Raw genomic sequence first — 19,047 nt, forward strand, 5'->3', positions numbered from 1 at the left:
CGCTCAGCGCTGGACGTCGTACCGCAGCAGCACCACGCCGTTCTGGTAGACCTTGGTCGAGCGCAGCGCCAGCTCGAGGTGCCTGTCCAGCCTGGACACCAGCGGGATGCCCGAGCCGAGCAGCCGCGGGTTGAGCTTGACGAGCACCTCGTCCACCAGGCCCGCGGCGAAGAGCTGCGCGGCCAGGGCGCCACCGCCGGACAGGTAGATGCCCTTGCCCTCCTTCGCCTTCAGCGCGCGCACCGCGCCGACGACGTCGTCCGAGATGAGCTTCACCCGGGGATTCGGCGCCTCCTTCATGCTGCGCGAGACGACGAACGTCTCCAGGTACGGGTAGGGGTCGGTGACCTTGAACTTCAGGCCGACGTCATACGTCCGGCGGCCCATCAGTACCGTGTCGTAGTCGTGCTGCAGCGTGGCCATGTACTCGGTGGCGTGGTCGCCTTCGAAGACGAAGCAGTCGAAGGAGTCGTCCTCGCGGGCGATGTAGCCGTCGAGGGTGGTGGCGACGTGGTACGTGAGCTTGCGCGTCTGGGATTGCATACGGAGACCTCGGGAGTGGCTGGGTCCCGCCGCGCGCACGGATGGCGCTCCGCGCCGGAAGGCCGCGGTGGGACAGGGAAGGGACGCGTCACGGGCCGTGAGGGCTCGTGGCGCACGCTCTGGATGCCTGGGGAACAACTCCGCTGTCCGCGTGGACTCACGCCGAGCACGTTCGACGCCCGCACGGACTCAAGACAGAGCCGAGGGCGAGGTGCGCTTCGAGGAGCGGAGGTGTCAGTTGGAGGAGGTCATGGACAGCGCGGTTGCCCGCGCCGTCAAACACAATGGACCCGCCCTCGCATGAATGCAAGGGCTTGATTGTCGCTGTGTCCCGCTCCGGCACCGGACGAGCGTTCGTCCGATGTCACGCGAGGGAATGTTCTTCAGAAGTCGAGGATGAAGGTCTCGAGCGCCTCGTGCTCGGGGTCCGTCATCGTCGACGGGTCATGGTCGTTCGGGTCGTCGCCGAAGATGGACATGCCCGGAGGCACGGTGGTGCCGATGCACAGGATGCGGCGGGGCTCGGTGCCCACGCCGTCGCCGTCGTTGTCCGGGTACAGCACGGCCCAGCGGATGAGCGCCGCGTTCGCGTCATCGCAGTCATTGCCCGTGGCCTGGATGAAGTAGGGCGCGGGGAGCGTGGCGGCGGCGCAGCGCGTGCCGGACTCGGGCGTGGTGAAGCCGTCCCCGTCGCGGTCCACGTGCCGATACGAATGGCTCATCCAGCGACTTGAGTCGTCGTCCGCGCAGTCGCTCCCCAGCAGCGACCTGTTCGCGGGCGTCTGCCCGTTCGTGCACTGGTCCTCCGCGACGCCCGCGCCCACGCCGTCCCCATCCAGGTCCGGCCACGTGCGCAGCGTCTTGTGCACCGCCGCGTTCATGTCGTCGCAGTCCGGGCCCACGGAGAGGTTGAGGTAGCCGGCGGGCAGCGCCTCGCCCGCGCAGAGCTGGCCCGGGGCGGCCACGGTGTACCTGTCACCATCCACGTCCCGATAGGCATAGGACAGCCATTGCCACCGCGCGGCGTCGTCGTCCGCGCAGTCCTCGCCCGTCGTCGCGTAGCCCGAGGGCCGTGTGGTGCCCGCGCACACGGGGACCCTGGGGCCCACGCCCACGCCGTCTCCATCCGCGTCCCGGTAGAGGTCCCAGCGCACGCGCACCGTGGCGTCCCGGTCGTCGCAGTCGTCCCCTCGCGCGGTGGTGAGGTGGCCCGGCGGAAGCTCCGTGCCGGCGCAGACGTTGCCGGGCAACCACACCGTGTCTCCGTCGCCATCCGCGTCGCGGTAGGAGTAGTCGAGCAGCCGCCAGCGGGTGGCGTCCTCCGGCGCGCAGTCTCCACCAAAATAGACGTAGCCCGCGGGCGGCGTGTCGCCGATGCACAGGGCCAGCATGTCGCCGTCGCCAGCCCCGTCCCCGTCCTTGTCCGTGTAGACGCCGCGTACCTGGAACCGCGTCGCATCCGCTTCGTCGCAGTCCTTCGACAGCCAGTGGTCGACGTACCCCGGTGGCAGGGGCGCGCCCTGGGGCAGGCAGAGGCTGCCGGGCGACTCCCGGCCATACCCGTCCAGGTCCTCATCCCGGTACAGGTAGACGCGAGTCTGGCTGCGCGTCGGGTCTGTGGGGTCGCAATCGCCTGAGTGGGCCGCGTAGCCCGCGGGGAGGGGGTCCTGGGCGCAGATGGAGAAGGTTTCGATGCCATCTCCCACGCCATCCCCGTCCGCGTCGGGGTAGACCCAGGTGGACGCCTGGTAGCGCCTGTCCTCGTCATCGCAGTCCAGCGGTCCCGGCTGCTCGCGGTAGGGAAGCACGTGCTCTCCCACGCAGGCACTCACGAGGTTGGGACCCGTGGCCCCGTCCCCGTCGCGGTCCGGATACAGCCCTGGGACTTCCCGCCAGGTGCCAGGGTCCGTCGGGTTGCAGTCTCCCTCCACGGCGGACCAGCCCGGGGGCAGGTCGTGGGCGCCACACACCTTCTCCCGGAGGCCATGCCCCCGGCCGTCCCCATCGGTGTCCGCGTACCCCCAAAGCTCGCGCCAGCGCTGGCCGTCCGTCGGAGCGCAGTCCTGCGCGTCCAGGACGCCATCGCCGTCCGAGTCCGGTCGTGTCTCCTCGCCGCCCTTCTCGAGCCCGCTGCCACAGCCGACCTGGAGTGTCGTCAGGGCCAGCGCGAGCGGCAGCCAACTGCCTCGCATCGTGCGCATGGATGTGCCCCTCATCCTTGCCGTCAGGGCGCGGGCTGCGCCGTACGACGCGTGAGGCGACAGGACGGCTGTCCGCCAATCCATCGCTGGACCTTCAGCTCAAGCAGGTAGCGCCCCGGACGCGTCATGGCCAACAGCGCCATCCGGTCGCACCGCGAGCCATGCTGGCTGGCGTCGTAGTACGCGGGGTTCGAGTAGAACTCGAACTCGAAGGTCCGCGGGGCGCTCTCGCCCTGGAGTACGCCCCGTATCTCGATGACGTTGGCCTCCGTGATGGCGTAGCTGTCCACCGTCTCGAAGACGTAGGGCACGTCCACCTGGGGCGTCTCGCTCCAGGCCAGCGTCGAGGGCAGCAGCGCGGCCGCGGTCGACAGCACGAGGTTTCGGAGGACTCGACTCGGGGACATGTGGGGCAACCTGGGACGGGGGTGGGCAGGGCACACGAGGCCCCGCCGCATATACACCTCGAGGGGATTTTCCTGGCCTTTCCCCGGGATTTCCCGCCGGTCATCCAGGCGACCGGCGGCCCACGGCGCGCCTTGTCATACGCGGGCGCCTGCAATACGCCTGAGGCCCATGTCCTCCGACGCCGCGCTCCCCGCCGACTTCCTCGCCGCCCTCGCCGAGGGCTTCCCCCAGGACTTCCTCACCCGGGAGCCCGAGGAGCTGAAGGAGTACGGCCGCGACTGGACGCGCGTGTACGCCCCGGCCCCCAGCGCGGTGGCGCTGCCCCGCACCACGGACGAGGTCGCCCGGCTGCTCGCCCTCTGCCACCGGCACGGCGTGGCGGTGGTGCCCTCCGGCGGGCGCACGGGCCTGGCCGGCGGCGCGGTGGCGGCCAAGGGAGAGCTGGTGCTGTCCCTGCGGCGCATGGCGCACATGGGGCCGGTGGACCTGCTCGGCAACACGGTGCGCGTGCAGGCGGGCGCGGTGACGGAGGCGGTGCACCGCCACTGCGCCGAGCACGGCCTGACGTGGCCGGTGGACTTCGCCTCCAAGGGCTCGAGCACCGTGGGCGGCAACATCGCAACCAACGCGGGCGGGGTGAAGGTCATCCGCTACGGCCTCACCCGCAACTGGGTGCTGGGCCTGCAGGTCGTCACGGCGGAGGGCCGCGTGCTGGAGCTCAACGGCGCGCTGGAGAAGAACAACACCGGCCTGGACTTGCGCCAGCTCTTCATCGGCAGCGAGGGCACGCTGGGCGTCATCACCGAGGCCACGCTCAAGCTGACGCAGGTGCCCGGCAAGCAGGACGTCTTCCTCTTCGCCGTGCCGGACGTGGCCGCGGTGCTGCGGCTGTTCCGCGACGCGCGCGAGCAGACGGCCTTCGTCATCTCCGCCTACGAGTTCTTCACGGACCGCTGCCTTTCCCGCGTGCAGCGCCACCGCAAGCTGCGCTCACCGTTCGAGGCCGACAGCGGCTGCTACGTGCTGCTGGAGGCCGAGTCGCGTGACGCCTCCGCGGTGGAGGCGTGGCTGGGCTCGCTGTTCGAGCGGGGGCTGGTGACGGACGGCACCCAGGCGCAGGGCGCCGCGCAGGCCCAGGAGCTGTGGGCGCTGCGCGAGGGCATCAGCGAGAGCCTGTCCGCCACGGGCCTGCCCCACAAGAACGACATCTCGCTGCCCGTGGCCGGCCTGGAGGCCTTCTGCGCGGAGCTGGAGGCCGTGTTCCAGGCGCGCTACCCGGGGTGGGAGATCTGCCTCTTCGGCCACATCGGCGACGGCAACCTGCACGTCAACGTGATGAAGCCGGACGCCATGGACAAGGCGGAGTTCCTCGCCCACACGAAGCAGGCGGACCCCACCATGTTCGAGCTGGTGAGGAAGCACGCGGGCAGCATCTCCGCGGAGCACGGCATCGGCCTGTTGAAGAAGGACTACCTGGGCTACTCGCGCTCGGAGGAGGAGCTGGTGCTCTTGCGCGCGCTCAAGCGGACCCTGGACCCCCGGGGACTGCTCAACCCGGGGAAGGTGCTGGACGCCTGAGCGCGGCGCGGCGCGCGGTCAGGAGACGATGCGCGTCTTGATGTCGGTGGTGAGGCCCGCGATGGCGTCACACACCGGGCGCGACACGTCCTGGTCCAGGTCCATCACCAGGTAGCCGATGTTGGCGTCGGTGCTGAGGACCTGGGCGTGGATGTTGGCGTTCAGGTCGGAGACGATGCGGTTGATGTCGCGCAGCACGCCCGGGATGTTGCGGTGCACGTTGAGGATGCGGTGCGTGCCGGGGATGAGCGGCGCCTCCACCATGGGGAAGTTCACCGCACCCGTCGTCGCGCCCGTGCGGAAGAACTTGGAGAGGCTGACGGCCACCTCCTTGCCGATGGACGCCTGCGCCTCCTCGGTGGAGCCGCCGATGTGCGGCGTGAGCACCACGTTGGGCAGGTTCTGCAGCTCCGTCACGAAGCCGTCCGAGTTGCCCTCCGGCTCCTCCGGGTACACGTCCACCGCCGCGCCGCCCAGGTGCTTGGACTTGAGCGCCGCCGCCAGCGCGGCGATGTCCACCACCGTGCCCCGGCTGGCGTTGATGAGGCTCGCGCCCCGCTTCATCTTCGCGAACTGCTCGGCGCCCATCATCATGTGCGTGGACGTCAGCGCCGGCACGTGCAGCGTCACGAAGTCCGACTCGGCGAGCAGCTCGTCCAGCGTCGCCACCGAGCGCGAGTTGCCCAACGGCAGCTTCGTCATCACGTCGAAGTACACCACCCGCATGCCCAGGGACTCGGCGAGCACGCCCAGCTGCGAGCCGATGTGGCCGTAGCCGACGATGCCCAGCGTCTTGCCGCGCACCTCGTGGCTGCCGGTGGCCACCTTGCGCCACTGGCCGGTGTGCACCTCGCGGCTGCGGTCGAAGAGCTGGCGGGTGAGGACGATGATCTCCGCGATGACCATCTCCGCCACGCTGCGCGTGTTGCTGAAGGGCGCGTTGAAGACGGGGATGCCGTGCGTGTTGGCGGACGTCAGGTCCACCTGGTTGGTGCCGATGCAGAAGGCGCCGATGGCGAGCAGCTCCTCCGCGTGCACCAGCGCCTCGGAGGGCACCGTGGTCTTGCTGCGGATGCCCAGCAGGTGCACGCCCTTGAGCCGCTCGGCCAGCTCCGGCGGCTTGAGCGCGGAGCTGACACGCTCCACCTGGAAGCCCTCGGCGGCCAGCAGCTCCTCCGCGGACGGGTGGATGTTCTCCAGCAGCAGGGCGCGGAACGGACCCTCGTTGAGAATCGGGCGCGTCGGGGACGGCGGGAACCGGGCAGTGCTCATGTCGCCGTGCGTTATTCCCGGGCCCCCGGTGTGTCAAGCGCGGCTTGAGCAGGCGGGAGGGGCCGGTGTCTCGGGCAGGCAGGCCGCTGGCCCGGCGTGCGTGGAGGAAGTGGCCCCGAAGACAGAAGCGGGCGGCCCGTCTTCCACGGACCGCCCGCCTCGGTGAGTCAGGTGCCTTGCATCAGCGGGGACTACCGGAGCGTCCAGGCCACCGTGCCGGAGCAGGTGGTGGCGCCGTAGCAGCCAGCGCGAATCTGGTACGTCCCGCCCGCGCCCGCGGGCACGGTGTAGGTGGCGTGGGACAGCGAGCCGCAGGCGTCGTCGTTGCTCGTCACCTGCTGGCCCGCGCTGTTGTACAGGCGCAGGAAGGTGTCGCCGGTGCCGGAGGCGCCCGTCATCGAGCAGGTGCCGAAGGACAGCGACTGGCCGGCGGTGAGGGTGACGTCCTGGTTCGTGGTGCCCGTGCGCGCGCTGTTGGTGGCGGTGGCGGAGAAGTCGAACGTGCCGCTGGTGGGCGCGGGGGTGGAGCCGCCGCCCTCGAGCTTCCAGGCCACGGTGCCCGAGCAGGTGGTGGTGTCGTAGCAGCCCGCGCGGACCTCGTAGGTGCCCGCCGCCGTCGCGGTGAAGCTCAGCTGGGAGCCCCGGCCGTTGCACGCGTCGTCGTTCTCCGCGACCTGCAGGCCGCTCGGGCCGAACAGGCGCAGGTACGAGTCACCGACGACGGCCGCGTCCGGCACGCCGCAGGTGCCCACGGTGATTTTCTGCCCCGCCGTCAGCGCCACCGTCTTGTTGGTGGTGTTGACCGTGGCGCTGTAGGTGTTCTGGGCGGAGAAGGTGAAGGTGGAGCCGCCCGTCGGAGGCTGCGTGGTGCCGCACAGGCGCTGGCTGGTGGCCACCTTGCAGAACGCGGTGATGGCGGGCTGGACGTAGGTGATCTCCTCGCCCCCGCAGCCCGTCTCCGGGCAGTTGTTGACGACGTAGCAGCTCCCGCTGCGCACGTAGTCCTCGTCGCCGCGGACCAGGATGCCCGCCAGCGTGTGGTTGGCGGTCTCGTAGACGCCCGAGCCGGAGTTGCCCGCGAAGGTGTCCGTGGTGGCGATGAAGTAGTCCAGGGTGCTGGCGCGCGCGGTGCGCACCTTGCCGCCCGAATCAATCTTGAAGGGGATGCCGCTGCCCGAGCCGATGACGGCCACGCCCTCGCCCGCCGTCAGCGCGGTGTTGCCCGAGCGCACGGGCGCGGGGGTGAAGCGCGGCGCGGCGGAGCGGTCCAGCCGGATGATGGCGTAGTCGAGGTTCGTGCTGCCGCTGCCGGAGTCCAGCCGCCGCGTGACGATGGCCTTGCAGGAGAAGATGTCCGCCGTCGTCACCTTCTGCAGGGTGTCGGCGCCCGTGTTGTAGTAGTTGAAGACGAAGCGCGTGTCGGCGCAGTCGGCCGCGTTCTCCACGCAGTGGCCCGCCGTCAGCACCAGGTCATCGTCGATGAGCGTGCCCGAGCACCACGCGGCCGCCGGGTCGTTCCAGAAGCGCTGGTTGGTGCACAGGTTCTCGTACTCGCCCAGCGTGTAGGCGTAGAAGCCGACGTCGTCCGGGTTGGACGTGTCGAGCATGTCCGGGGACATCAGCGCCACGGTGGACTGCTCGGCGCGCTGGCGCAGCGTGGCGCTGGCGTGCGCGTACACGTCGAAGCGGTCATCCGTGCCGTACACCACGGGGCTCTCGCCGGAGCCCGTCTCCTCCGGCACCTCCGGCTCACCGGTGGGGGACTCGGGGCCCGGCTGACAGGCGGTGACGGCGACAGAACACAGGAGCGCGCCCAAGAGCTGCCGGGCGGCGCCATTCCGGATGTGGTGCATGAAGAGACGACTCCTGAAGTGGAACGGGCCCGCCCGCAAGGCCGGGCGGGGCTCACACTCTACCGGAGACGCCGGGGCCGCGCAGGGCGCGACGCTTCAGTCCGCCTCGGGGTTGCGCAGCCACTCCAGGGCTTCCTGCTTCGTCTCGAACGTGCGCGTGGGGATGGTGAGCATGGCCCGCTTCGTCATCCGCCACGCCTGCAGGCCGGAGGGGGCGTCACTGACGACCCGCGCCGAGCGCTTCATCCCGTGCAACTGCGCGTACGCGTTGAGCGCCGCCATGGAGGCCACCACGTCGGTGGGCATCACCCGCAACTGGGACTGGTCCACCAGCGCGGACCACTCCCCCGCGAAGCCGACAATCGCCTTCTTCACCTCCGTGAGGTACTCGGTGAGGTCCGCCGAGGTGACCTGCGGGGGATAGACGACCTCGAGGATTCGGTCCTGCGCGTGAACGGTGATCTGGAATGGCATGGGCGGTGACGGCTCCGAAGGCGCGCCATCCTAGCCTCAGCCGGTGACACTCCGATACCCGACGCTTCACCTGCCCCCGAAGACGGGTGGCAAAGGCCACCCTGTCCAGAAGCGCCGGGAATGTCAGACCCCCCGGCTAGTGACGTCCCTGCCGCCGAACCGGTACTGGCCTGCGTCGTAGGGCGTGGCCGGCGGTTCGAGCCGGCAAGGGGGTTACATGAACAGGAAGCTGTATGTCCTGGGCGCGGTGCTGGGCACCGTGCCGGGGCTGCTGCCGGGAGCCTGTCCGCCGGGGGATTTGCCCGCCGGAGAGGCACGACGGGAAGCCCAGGCGCCGGTGTCGGCGCATGGCAAGGGCAGGACGGAGCGCCGGGCCGTGGTGGCTCCGCCCGAGGCTCCCAAGGCCGTCCGGAGCGAGGACGCACGGGCGATAGGCGCGCGGGAGACGGAAGCACCCCGTCACCCGTGCGAGCTGATGACGGTGGTGAAGGTCCCCTGCGATGAGCGCCTGGAGACCTGTGAGTACACGTATTGGGAGTGCCCGGCGGCGGTGAACCCGCTCCGGGCCTGACGCAAGTCGAAGAGCGAGGCCCCTCATGATGCGCACCGACCGACAGGCAAGCCCCAGCACCCCCACGGCCTGGGGCGCGGAACCGCTCGTCGGGCAGGTGTTGCAGGGCCGTTTCCAGGTGGTGGCGCCGCTGGAGGGGCCGGGCACGCAGCGGGTGTACCGGGCCCTCCAGCTCCCGCTGGAGCGCACCGTGGCGCTGCGCGTGCTGGGCGCGCCCTTCGAGGACCTGGAGGCCCCGCGCCGCTTCTTCCAGGAGGCCCGCGCCGCGGCCAGGCTCGCCCATCCCCACACCGTCACCGTGCTGGACGCGGGGCGGCTGGAGGACGGGACGCTGTTCGTGGCCACGGAGTGGCTGGAGGGGCGCACGCTGCAGGAGGTGCTCGCCTCGGGGCCGCTGCCGTGGGCGCGGGCGGTGGCGTGGGCCCGGGCGCTGGGGCGCTCCCTGCGTCAGGCGCACCAGCGGGGCGTGGTGCACGGGGACGTGTCCCCGGGCAACGTCGTGCTGGTGGAGGAGGCGGGGGCGCACGTGAAGCTGCGCGGCTTCGGGCGCACGCGGCCCGTGATGTCGGAGTCGGCCCGGCTGTCGGTGCGGGAGCTGACCGAGGGCGACGCGGGGCTCGGCGCGCCCGCGTACATGGCGCCGGAGCGGGCGCGGCACGTGGCGGACGCGCGCGGGGACATCTACTCGCTGGGCGGGGTGCTCTTCCACATGCTGATGGGGCGGGTGCCGTTCGAGTCGGATGACCTGCTCGAACTCGTCTTCGCCCACCACAAGGAAATGCCTCCGCGCTTCTCGGAGCTGCGGCCCGACCTGGCCGTGCCGGAAGCGGTGGAGGCGGTGGTGCGGCGGTGTCTGGAGAAGCGCCCCGAGCAGCGCTTCGCGTCCATGGAGGCCCTGCTGGAGGCGCTCGGGGACGCAGCGTCGCGCGAGGTGGAGCCCGAGCAGGCGCCGGTGCGCGCGGCTTCGGACGCGCACCGGACGCGGGGGCCTAGTTGGTGGGGCCGCTGGCGGGCTTCTTGAGGTACTGGTCGAGGAACGCGCGGGTGCGGGAGTAGGCCTCCTCCTCGTTCTTCTTCTTGGTGAAGCCGTGGCCCTCGTCGGGGAAGAGCACGTACTCGACGGGGACCTTGCTCTTGCGCACCGCCTGGACGATTTCGTCCGACTCCGCCTGCAGCACGCGCGGGTCGTTGGCGCCCTGGATGACGAGCAGCGGCTGGCGAATCTTCTCCGCGTGGAACAGGGGGGAGATTTCGCGCAGCATCGCCTCCTGCGTCTCGGGGTTGCCCACCTCCTGGTAGAGCGCCTGGCGCCGTGACTCCCAGTGGGCGGGCATGCTCTTGAGGGTGCGCAGCCAGTTGGACACGCCGAAGATGTCCACGCCCACGTTGAAGACGCCCGGGTGGTACGTCAGCGCGGCCAGCGTCATGTAGCCGCCGTAGCTGCCGCCGATGATGCCCACGCGCTCGCCGTCCACGTACGGCAGGCTGGCCAGGTACTTCTTCGCCTCCACGCAGTCGAGCAGCGGCTCCTTGCCGTGCTTCTGGTCATCCGCCGTGTAGAACGTCTTGCCATAGCCGGAGCTGCCCCGGTTGTTGATGGCCAGCACCACGTAGCCGTGGTTGACCAGGTACTGAATCATCGGGCTGTAGCCCTTGCGGGACTGGCCACCGGGGCCGCCGTGCACCCAGATGAGCGCGGGCGCCCGCGTCTGGGCGGTGGCCTGGTGCGGCTTGAAGAGGATGTTGGGAATCACCATCCCGTCGAACGACTTGAAGCGCACCACCTCCGCGTCGACCAGGTCCTTGGCGTCGATTTCGGTGGTGAGGTTGTCCGTCAGGCGCGTGGCCTTCTTCGTCGTGAGGTCGAAGACGTAGAGGTTGTTGGGCGAGCGGTCCCCGCGGTGGTGGAAGGCCAGGCGCTTCTCACCGCGGCCGATGGACACGCTGGTGATGTCACCCTCGGGCAGCCGGGGCAGCTCCAGCTGCTTGCCCGTCTTCGTGTCCTGCACGCGGATGACGGTGCTGGCGTCCGCGTTGATGCCGGTGACGCGCAGCGCGCCGTTGCGGGAGAAGTACGTGTACATCACGTCCCAGTCCGTCTTCTCCACCTCCTCCATCTTCCCGGTGGCGAGCACGTAGCGCACCACGCGGGTGAACTCGGAGCCCTCGTCGGTGATGAGGTAGAGCGCGGTGGAGGTGGTGTCGAACTCGGCGGGGCTCCAGGTGGCGGTGCCCTGGTGCTGGCTGATGTGCTTGCGCTCCTTCGTGGCGAGGTTCAGCAGGTACACGTCGCTGTCGGCCGTGGTGTTGGTCTTCTCCAGGGCGAGCCACTTCTCGTCCGCGGACACGGCGCCCACGTCCAGGCCGTCCTCGTTCTGGTACAGCCGCGTGCGCTCGAACGTCTTCGCGTCGTAGCGGTACAGGTCCATGAAGCGCTCGTCGCGCTCGTTGGTGAGGACGTAGAAGCCCGCATCGTCCTGGCTCCAGCCGAAGAAGACGGCGCGGTGCTTGTCGCCCGGGGTGAGGTCCTTCTCCTTCCCGTCGGGCGTGCGCACGTAGAGGTGGTGCTGCTCGTTGCCGCCCTGGTCGCGCGTGAAGAGGATGCGGTCGTCCTTCGGGAAGTAGCTCACCGCGAAGGTGCTGTCCGTGGTGGAGCGGGTGAGCTGGGTGGGCTTGCCGCCCTTCACCGGCGCGGAGAAGACGTTGTAGATGCCCGTCTGGTTCGACGAGTACAGCACCCGCTGCTCGTCGGAGGAGAAGGACGCGCCCCGAATCAGGGTCGTCTTCATGAACTGCTCGATGGTGTAGTGCTTCGAGGGGCGCGTGGACGCGCGCTCGACCTTGGCCTTGCCGGACGCGGCGGCCTTGGGCGCGGCGGGATTGGCCAGCGCGAGGGAGGGGACGAGGGTCGCGAGGGCCATGGCCCGCGACACGGTGAACCAGGACGGCATGGTGGACTCCAGTGGGGGTGTGGAACCCGGAAGCGGCGCCGCCGCCCGGTGTCCCGCCTTGTACACGAACGACGTCGGGCGGGATTGCATGCGCTCGCGAGCCCGCTTCAAGGAGCGAGCGGGCGAGGGTTTTTCGCGGGAAGAGGAGCCGGGGCCCTCCGGGGTTGTGTTGGACGATGCAAGACCCCCAGAGGCCCCTGGTCCGACGCGCGCTCGAGCCTGTCCGTCACCGCGAGCGCAACCAACTCGTCCTGCCCGTCCCGGAGCGTCCAGCCGAGGAGGCTCTCGCGGAGGCTCGCGTGTGGCTCGACGGCATCCACGCGCGGATGCTGGAGGCCGACGATGACGTGCTGCGCCAGGACATGCACTCGCTGCACCTGGGGCTGCTCACGCTGCGGCGCCGCTGGAGCCCGGAGGACTGGAAGGCCTTCTGTCAGGACACCGCGCGCAAGCACCCGCTGCGCTCGTTCCTGCACCAGTGTCCCTTCACCCGCCGCGCCTTCGAGCGGCCCCGGGGGTACGCGGGCGACGCGGCGCTCATCGACTACCTCTACCTGGACCACGCCGCGGATGAGCTCCACGCGGGCCGGGAAATCTATCGGTACATGCACCAGCAGCCCAGCGCGGTGAGCGTGCGCGAGCGGCGGGACCTGCTCGCGCGCGAGCTGGACGCCACGGCCGAGCGGGTGCCGGGCGAGGCGCGCATCCTCTCCGTGGCGTGTGGCCACCTGCGCGAGGCGGAGGCCTCGGCGGCGGTGCGGGAGCGGCGCGTGCGGGAGCTCATCGCGTTCGACCAGGATGCGCTGAGCCTGGCGGAGATCTCCCACCACCAGCCGCTCGACGTGGTGAAGCCTCACTGCGGCTCGGTGCGCGCGCTGCTCGCGGGCAAGGAGTCCTTCGCGGACCTGGACTTCATCTACTCCGCGGGCCTGTACGACTACCTGTCCGACTCCGTCGCCACGCGGCTGACGGGGCTGCTCTTCAACATGCTGCGCGCGCGGGGGCGGCTGTTGGTGGCCAACTTCGCGCGCTTCCCGCCGGAGACCGGCTACATGGAGGCCTTCATGGACTGGTGGCTCCTGTACCGCGAGGAGGATGAGCTGCGCGGCTTCCTCGGCGAGGTGCCGCTGGAGCGGCTCGACTCCGTGCGGCTGTTCCGGGACGGCCAGGACAACGTCATCTACCTGGAGCTCGTGCGCCGCTGACGAACTCAGTGCACCGGAGGGCCCGGGGACTCCTGCGGTGAGGAGGCAGGCCCGGCGCGGGGCAGGGTGACGGTGAAGGTGGAGCCCTCACCCGGCGTGCTCTCCACGGCGATGGCGCCGCCCAGGGCCTGGACGATTTCGCGGACAATCCACAGGCCCAGCCCGAAGCCGCCGTAGTGTCGCACCGACACCGCGCGCTCGAAGCGGCCGAAGATGCGCGCGCGGTCCTCGTCGGCGATGCCGATGCCGGAGTCGCGCACCCGCAGCAGCGCCTGTCCGCCCTTCTCCTCGCCCAGGGTGATTTCAATCGGCTTGCCGGCGCCGTACTTCATCGCGTTGGAGAGGAGGTTGCCCACCACCTGCTCCAGTCGCATCGCGTCCCAGGAGCCGGTGAGCCGGGGGACTCGCGAGTCGAGCCGCACCGGGCACTCCGCGCGCACGAGCGCCTCGCGGCTGCGCTCCAGCTGCCCCTGGACGAGCGCCACCAGGTCCACCTCCGAGAGCTTGATGTGCAGCTGCCCCTGGGCGAGCCGGGAGATGTCCAGCAGGTCGCTCACCAGCCGCCCCAACCGCTGCGTCTGGGCGGAGGCGGACTCCAGCTTGGTGGAGAGCTTGCGGGGGGACAGCCCCGCGTCGCCGCTGGCGCGGACCTGGGCCTGGAGCCCCTGGATGTGGAGCTGCAGCGAGGTGAGCGGCGTCTTCAGCTCGTGGGCGGCGATGGAGAGGAAATCGTCGCGGCGGCGCACCGCCTCCTGCTCGGCCTCGAAGTTCTCCGCGTTCTCCAGGGCGGTGCCCGCGAGCACGGTGACGAACTCCGCCAGGTGCTCCTCCACCTCGCCGAACAGCGCGCCCACCTGACGGTGCGTGGCCAGGACGCAGGCCACCGTCTTGCCCCGGACCTGGAGCGGCGCGCACAAGAGTGAGCGCACCCCGGCGAGCTCCATGCTCTCGCTCGCCCCGCCCGGAAGGCCCTGGCCCATCACGGTGATGCGGCCCGTCTCCATCGCGCGGGCGATGGCGGTGCGGCTGGGGCCCTCGGTGTCCTCGTCCTCGGTGAGCACGCGCGGGTCCACGATGGCGCAGTGCTCGGCGCGCAGCAGCTCCAGCATGGACTGGCGCACGGCCTCGAACACCGCCTCGCGCGACAGGGCCGAAGCAAGCCGCCTCCCCGCCTCCAGCACGCGCGGGAAGCGGTCCACCAGCGAGAGCGCGCGGGTGCCACCCGGCTCCGCGACCTCGGGCGAGAGGCCCTCCTCCATCTCCGCCAGCTCGCGCGTGGCCACGGACAGGTCCGCCTCCGCGTCGGGCCAGCCGAGGGCGCGCCCCAGCTCTCCTCGCGCCTTCAGGCTCCGGGCGTGCTCGTGGCGCATCTTCAGGTCGCGCGCGGCCTGGAGGGACTGCTCGAGCCATTGACGGGCCCGGCGCTCCTGGCCCCGCAGCGCGGCGACCAGGGCCCGCTCCCGCAGGGCGTGGGGGAGGTTGTTGCGGTAGGTGCGCGCCAGGGCATGCGCGGCCTTCGCCGTCTTCTCGGCGCGCTCCAGCAGGGCGCGGCGCCTTCCGGCGGCCAGGGGTGAGGTGGCCTCCGCGAGCTGGCGCAGCGCGGTGGCGAGCAGCGGGGTGATGGGGGCCACGTACTCCTGACGCAGGTGGGCCTCGTCGACGAGCCGCGCGGCGCGCTCCAGCACCGCCACCGCGCCCGCCGCGTCGCCCTGGCGCATCCGGTGGAGGGCGTCCGCCTGGAGCACGCCCGCGAAGCTCTGCGGGTCCGGCTGGTCCGGGTTGGTCAGCTCTCCTTCCAGCAGCGCGCCCGGCAGCCTCCCGTCGGACGCCTTCGCCCAGGCCTCCAGGCCCAGCCGCACCGAGTAGCGGTCCCCCAGCGCGAGCGCGGCCGCGTGCAGCCGCTGGCTCGTCTCCAGCGCCTCGCGCAGCCGGCCCAGGCGGTAGAGGGCCATGGCCACCTGGAACGTGGCGTTGTTCACCTCCCACGGGTCTCCGGTGCGCTCGAGCAGGCGGATGGCCTGGGTGCACTTCTCGATGCAGTCCTCGAAGCGCGAGGACGCGTAGCAGGCGAGCCCGTAGAAGTGCAGCGTCTGGCCCTGGCCCCAGACGTCGTTCTGCTCCTGGCGCAGGGACAGCGACTTCTCCGCGTACGCGTAGGCCCGCTCGAACCAGGGCAGGGTGGTCAGCGCGGGCGAGTGCTCCGAGTACGCCTGCGCCAGCTCGGGCGTGGGCGGATAGCGCTCCGCGAGGTTCAGGTCCCTCAGGTGCGCCCACAGCACCGCCGCGCGGCCACGTCGGTACCAGTAGCCATACGCGAGCCGGCTGTAGAGCCGCACGGCCTGGAGGTCCTCGGTGCCGCCCTCGATGGGACGGCGCGCGAGGAACCAGCGCGGCGCCACCGTGTGCGCGGCCTGCGCGAGAATCTCCCACGCCGCGCTCGCGCCGGTGAGCAGGCCCCGGGGCGGCACCCAGCGTCCCATCAGCTTCAGGCCCTGCTCCAGCGCGACCGTGGCCTCGCCGAAGTCGCCGCGCTTGAAGGCGAGCTCACCCAGCTGGCCGAGGATGCGCGCCTGCTCCTGCTTCTCCCGCGCCAGCGACTGCGCGCGCTCCAGCTGCTGACGGGACTCCTCGTAGCGGCCGCGCAGCATGAGGACGTTGCCCAGGCCCGCCGCCACGCGGAAGCGGGTGCCCGCGTCCGCGCCCGCCGCGCCGCGCTCGGCGATGCGGTAGTTGAGCTCCGCGGACTCCAGCGCGAACCGCCCGCGCGCCAGCTCCGCCGCGACGAGCGCGTGGGGCAGCGCCTGCGTGTACTCACCCGCCGCGTCGAAGTGGTAGGCCAGCTCGAACGAGTCCTTCGTCGGCTGGGCCGCCGCCGAGCGCGCCGCCTGTCGGTGCAGCTCCCGCCGTCGCTGCGGCGTCAGCATGTCCAGCAGCACCTCGCGCAGCTTGTCGTGCACGAAGGTGTAGCGCGTGCCCTCCTCCCACAGCATGTGTCGGCGACGCGGCTCCTCCAGCGCGGCGCTCAGGTCCTCGCGGGACACGCCCGACAGCGCCTCCAGGCGCGACAGCTCGAAGGACTTGCCCAGCACCGCGCCCACCGACAAGAGGCGCCGCGAGGCCAGGGGCAACAGGCGCAGGCGCCGCACCAGGAACCCCGCGGCCTGTCGGGACGAGCGCGCGTGCGCCATCGCCGCCGGCTCCACGCTCCAGCCGGAGGGCCCCGGCACCAGCACGCCGTCCTCCACCAGCCCGTGCAGCACCGCGCTCGCCATGAAGGGGTTGCCCTCGGACAGCCGCGTCACCAGCTCCGTGGCCTCGCGGGGCAGCGTGCCCGCCATGGACTCCGTCAGGCGCGTCACCTCCGCCGCGCCCAGCGCGGACAAGCGCAGGTGCACCGTGGGCGCCAGCTTGCGCAGCACGTGCGTGGGGCCGATGTCCTCGCCACGGAAGGCGACGATGACGAGCACCCGTCCCTGTCCTTGTCGCCTCGCCTGGGACCAACCCTCCAGGGCCCGCAGGGTCAGCTCATCCGCCCACTGACAGTCGTCGAGCACCACCACGGCGGGCTCGTCCCGCGTGCCCAGCGCGCCGAGCAGCGCGGTGAGTGCCTGGATGCCACGGCTCTCACCCAGGGACTCGGGCCCCAGCGCCCGCGCGGAGGCGTGCGGCGCGGGACACAGGAGCGGCTCCAACTGCGGCAGCACCATGCACAGCCCCGCCTCCTGTCCGACGAGCCGCCCCCGCAGCGCCTCGGCCAGCGCGGGCCGCGCCGCGAGCGCCTGGGTGATGGCCGAGGCCACGCCGGTGAACAGCTGGAAGGGCCGCCGCGCCGCCTGGTCCTGCGCCTGTCCTTGCAGCACCCACGCGTGGTGTCTCGGAGCGCGGGCGGAGAGCTCCTCGAGCAGCCGGCTCTTGCCGCCGCCGGACTCGGCCTCCACCACCACCAGTCGCCCCGGGTCCGTCAGCGTGTGCTCGAGCTCGCGCTCCAGCGTGGCGACCTCCTCGTGGCGGCCGACGAAGGAGGGCTCGGTGAGGCTGCGCCGGGCGTCCCTCGCGCCGATGATGAGCTCCGGCTCCGCGTGGCCCTGGGAGAGCGCGTCCTCCAGCTCCAGCAGGTCCGCCAGCGCGGAGGCGGCCGACTGGTAGCGGTCCGAGGGGTCCGTCTGCAGCAGGCGCGAGACCAGCTCCTCCAAGGCGCGCGGCGCGTCCACGCCCACCGCGCGCAGCCGGGGCCGCGCGGACAGGTGCTGCCGGAGGACCTCGCCCACCGAGTCGCCCGTGAAGACGGGCACCCCGGCCAGCGACTCGAAGAGGACGACGCCCGTGGAGTACAGGTCCGAGGTGGCCTCCACGGGGCGATGCAGCAGGCCCGCCTGCTCCGGGGAGAGGTAGCGCGCGGTGCCCACCGGCAGGTCGCGCAGGGACGCATCCAGGCGCTCGCTGCGGGCGAGTCCGAAATCAATCAGCGTGGCGCGCGACAGCGGCTCGCCGGACACGATGAGGTTGGCGGGCTTCACGTCGCGGTGCAGCACGCCGTGGTGATGGGCCTCGGCCAGCGCGGACAACAGGCCCCGGCCCAGCGCGAGCGCCTCGGGGACGCTCAGCACGCCGCGCTCCAGGCGCGCCTCCAGGGACTCTCCCGTCAGCCAGGGGGTGACCAGGTACAGCCAGCCCTCCGAGGTGCCGATGTGGCGCACGGAGACGATGAAGGGGCTGTCGAGCCGCGCGAGCGTGGCGGCCTCGTGCTCCATGCGGTGACGCGCGGCGGGGACGAGCGCCGTGGTGGAGGTCACCTTGATGGCCACGCGCTCCCCGGTGCGCACGTCCACACCGGCCCACGTGGAGATTCCCCGGCCGACCTTCAGGCGCTGGACGAGCTCGAACCGGTGGCCCAGTCGGCGGCCCGGCCGCGGCTCTCCTGGAACGGCGCTGGCGGATTGGATGCCTTCAGCCATTCAGTGCCCTCGCGCTCCACTCCATGACGCAAAGGCGCCGTGGTTGGCCGCGCGTCCCGTCCTTTCCGGCAACGTTGGGTGTCGGACGGGCGCCGCCAAGGGAGTGGCCGGAGCACGCTTCCCGTGCGCCGACTCAGCCTTCAACAGCCGCACGCGCTCCGCTTCCCTCCTGCTTCTCGGCCATGCGGGCAGGCTGCTCGGACAGCGGGGGGGCGGGCGTGTCTGACTCGGGTGTGCCCGCACGTCGTCCGGCGGGCGACGGGGCAGGGGGCCGACCTTCCGGCAGGTGGGTGGCACATGCTACGCCGGTGCGTGAAGTCGCCGCTCCTTCCCTCCCCCTGAGGACCTGCTCCATGACGAAGTTCTCGCAGACGTTGCTGGCCGCGCTCGCGCTGTCCCTGCTGCTCCCCTTCGCCTCCGCGCGCGCCTCTGACTATCCGCCCGACTACCCCATCTGCAGCGTCTACGACTCCGTGACGACGGGGCCCTTCGAGGTCATCCGCCACACGCGCCGGCTGCCCGGCCGGCTGGCCACGCTCACCATCAGCTACCGGGGCTTCCTGCGGGGCTTGTACCCGGACCATCAGATCTCCATCTACGTCAGCCTCAACGGCCGTCAGCAGACGCTGGCCGCGAGCGCGGGCGCGAACAACGACGCCTATGTCTTCCTGAACGCGGGGCCGCGCGCGTGCACCAAGTGCATGCGGTACATGAACACGCCGCTGTGCAACGCGCACTTCGCGGCGGGAGGCCAGGAGGGCGTCTGGGTGTGCGAGCAGCCCTCGGCGGTGGAGAACGACTTGTTCTTCTATGCCTTCGACCAGAACGGCAACCAGAACGCGTGGGACATCCACGTGGCCGCGACGGCCGGCGGCCAGTGGGACAGCAATCTGGGCAACAACTACTTCGCGCGACTGCCGGCGCGGTCGAGCTGCTGGTAGTTTTCCGCCGAGAGCGTTCGCGGGCTGCACCCGAAGCTTGACTCCCCGAGAGCCCCGGCGGAAAAGCCGGGCTCATGAGGCGGCCCCCGCTGTAT

13 protein-coding genes are annotated in these 19,047 nt (G+C 71.2%); 5 read left to right on the forward strand and 8 right to left on the reverse strand.

Translation table 11 applies throughout. The features are described 5' to 3' along the window. Nucleotides 1-3 precede the first annotated feature (3 nt). The 3 genes from VZQ01_RS26455 to VZQ01_RS26465 all read right to left on the reverse strand — a co-directional run bounded on the left by VZQ01_RS26455 (nucleotide 4) and on the right by VZQ01_RS26465 (nucleotide 3,151). On the reverse strand, nucleotides 4-543 hold the full coding sequence (locus VZQ01_RS26455) for a dihydrofolate reductase family protein (RefSeq protein ID WP_426745015.1): 540 nt from the start codon (nucleotides 541-543) through the stop codon (nucleotides 4-6). A gap of 383 nt (nucleotides 544-926) precedes the next feature. After that, on the reverse strand, nucleotides 927-2,744 hold the full coding sequence (locus VZQ01_RS26460) for an EF-hand domain-containing protein (protein WP_426745016.1): 1,818 nt from the start codon (nucleotides 2,742-2,744) through the stop codon (nucleotides 927-929). A 23-nt stretch (nucleotides 2,745-2,767) separates the two neighbouring features. Then, the gene (locus VZQ01_RS26465) at nucleotides 2,768-3,151 is read right to left on the reverse strand and encodes a hypothetical protein (protein WP_223747150.1); all 384 of its coding nucleotides are present in this window, start codon (nucleotides 3,149-3,151) and stop codon (nucleotides 2,768-2,770) included. A gap of 169 nt (nucleotides 3,152-3,320) precedes the next feature. Here VZQ01_RS26465 and VZQ01_RS26470 point away from each other — a divergent pair, with 169 nt between their 5' ends. Further along, the gene (locus tag VZQ01_RS26470; protein ID WP_426745017.1) at nucleotides 3,321-4,730 is read left to right on the forward strand and encodes an FAD-binding oxidoreductase; all 1,410 of its coding nucleotides are present in this window, start codon (nucleotides 3,321-3,323) and stop codon (nucleotides 4,728-4,730) included. An 18-nt stretch (nucleotides 4,731-4,748) separates the two neighbouring features. On the opposite strand, the gene serA is transcribed toward VZQ01_RS26470, so the two are convergent. The 3 genes from serA to VZQ01_RS26485 form a co-directional block, all read right to left on the reverse strand. Beyond that, on the reverse strand, nucleotides 4,749-6,002 hold the full coding sequence (gene serA / locus VZQ01_RS26475; RefSeq protein ID WP_267699472.1) for a phosphoglycerate dehydrogenase: 1,254 nt from the start codon (nucleotides 6,000-6,002) through the stop codon (nucleotides 4,749-4,751). 191 nt (nucleotides 6,003-6,193) lie between these two features. Beyond that, complete coding sequence (locus VZQ01_RS26480; RefSeq protein WP_426745018.1) at nucleotides 6,194-7,855, reverse strand: trypsin-like peptidase domain-containing protein; 1,662 nt, start codon at nucleotides 7,853-7,855, stop codon at nucleotides 6,194-6,196. Nucleotides 7,856-7,951: 96 nt separating this feature from the next. Beyond that, the gene (locus VZQ01_RS26485; RefSeq protein WP_426745019.1) at nucleotides 7,952-8,329 is read right to left on the reverse strand and encodes a SpoIIAA family protein; all 378 of its coding nucleotides are present in this window, start codon (nucleotides 8,327-8,329) and stop codon (nucleotides 7,952-7,954) included. 217 nt (nucleotides 8,330-8,546) lie between these two features. On the opposite strand from VZQ01_RS26485, the gene VZQ01_RS26490 reads away from it, so the two are divergent. Together VZQ01_RS26490 and VZQ01_RS26495 are read left to right on the forward strand one after the other, a co-directional pair. Continuing rightward, nucleotides 8,547-8,900, forward strand: a complete 354-nt coding sequence (locus tag VZQ01_RS26490) for a hypothetical protein (RefSeq protein ID WP_141326168.1) — start codon at nucleotides 8,547-8,549, stop codon at nucleotides 8,898-8,900. Between the two features lie 25 nt (nucleotides 8,901-8,925). Then, nucleotides 8,926-9,921 carry a serine/threonine-protein kinase gene (locus tag VZQ01_RS26495; protein WP_426745020.1) on the forward strand — a complete coding sequence of 332 codons (996 nt, stop codon included), beginning with the start codon at nucleotides 8,926-8,928 and terminating at the stop codon, nucleotides 9,919-9,921. On the opposite strand, the gene VZQ01_RS26500 is transcribed toward VZQ01_RS26495, so the two are convergent. Beyond that, nucleotides 9,890-11,851, reverse strand: a complete 1,962-nt coding sequence (locus tag VZQ01_RS26500) for an alpha/beta hydrolase family protein (RefSeq protein WP_426745021.1) — start codon at nucleotides 11,849-11,851, stop codon at nucleotides 9,890-9,892. The two genes, VZQ01_RS26495 and VZQ01_RS26500, sit on opposite strands and share 32 nt — an antisense overlap. A 176-nt stretch (nucleotides 11,852-12,027) precedes the next feature. Here VZQ01_RS26500 and VZQ01_RS26505 point away from each other — a divergent pair, with 176 nt between their 5' ends. Further along, a complete protein-coding gene (locus tag VZQ01_RS26505) occupies nucleotides 12,028-13,056 on the forward strand; it encodes a class I SAM-dependent methyltransferase (RefSeq protein ID WP_426745022.1) in 1,029 nt (342 codons plus the stop codon). 5 nt (nucleotides 13,057-13,061) lie between these two features. On the opposite strand, the gene VZQ01_RS26510 is transcribed toward VZQ01_RS26505, so the two are convergent. Beyond that, nucleotides 13,062-18,011: a protein kinase domain-containing protein gene (locus VZQ01_RS26510; RefSeq protein ID WP_426745023.1), complete on the reverse strand. Its 4,950-nt coding sequence runs from the start codon at nucleotides 18,009-18,011 to the stop codon at nucleotides 13,062-13,064. Between the two features lie 353 nt (nucleotides 18,012-18,364). On the opposite strand from VZQ01_RS26510, the gene VZQ01_RS26515 reads away from it, so the two are divergent. After that, nucleotides 18,365-18,952, forward strand: coding sequence for a hypothetical protein (locus tag VZQ01_RS26515; protein WP_426745024.1), 588 nt, complete (start codon nucleotides 18,365-18,367; stop codon nucleotides 18,950-18,952). Nucleotides 18,953-19,047: the final 95 nt, after the last annotated feature.

The organism is Myxococcus faecalis, assembly GCF_050039385.1.
Lineage (GTDB): Bacteria > Myxococcota > Myxococcia > Myxococcales > Myxococcaceae > Myxococcus > Myxococcus fulvus.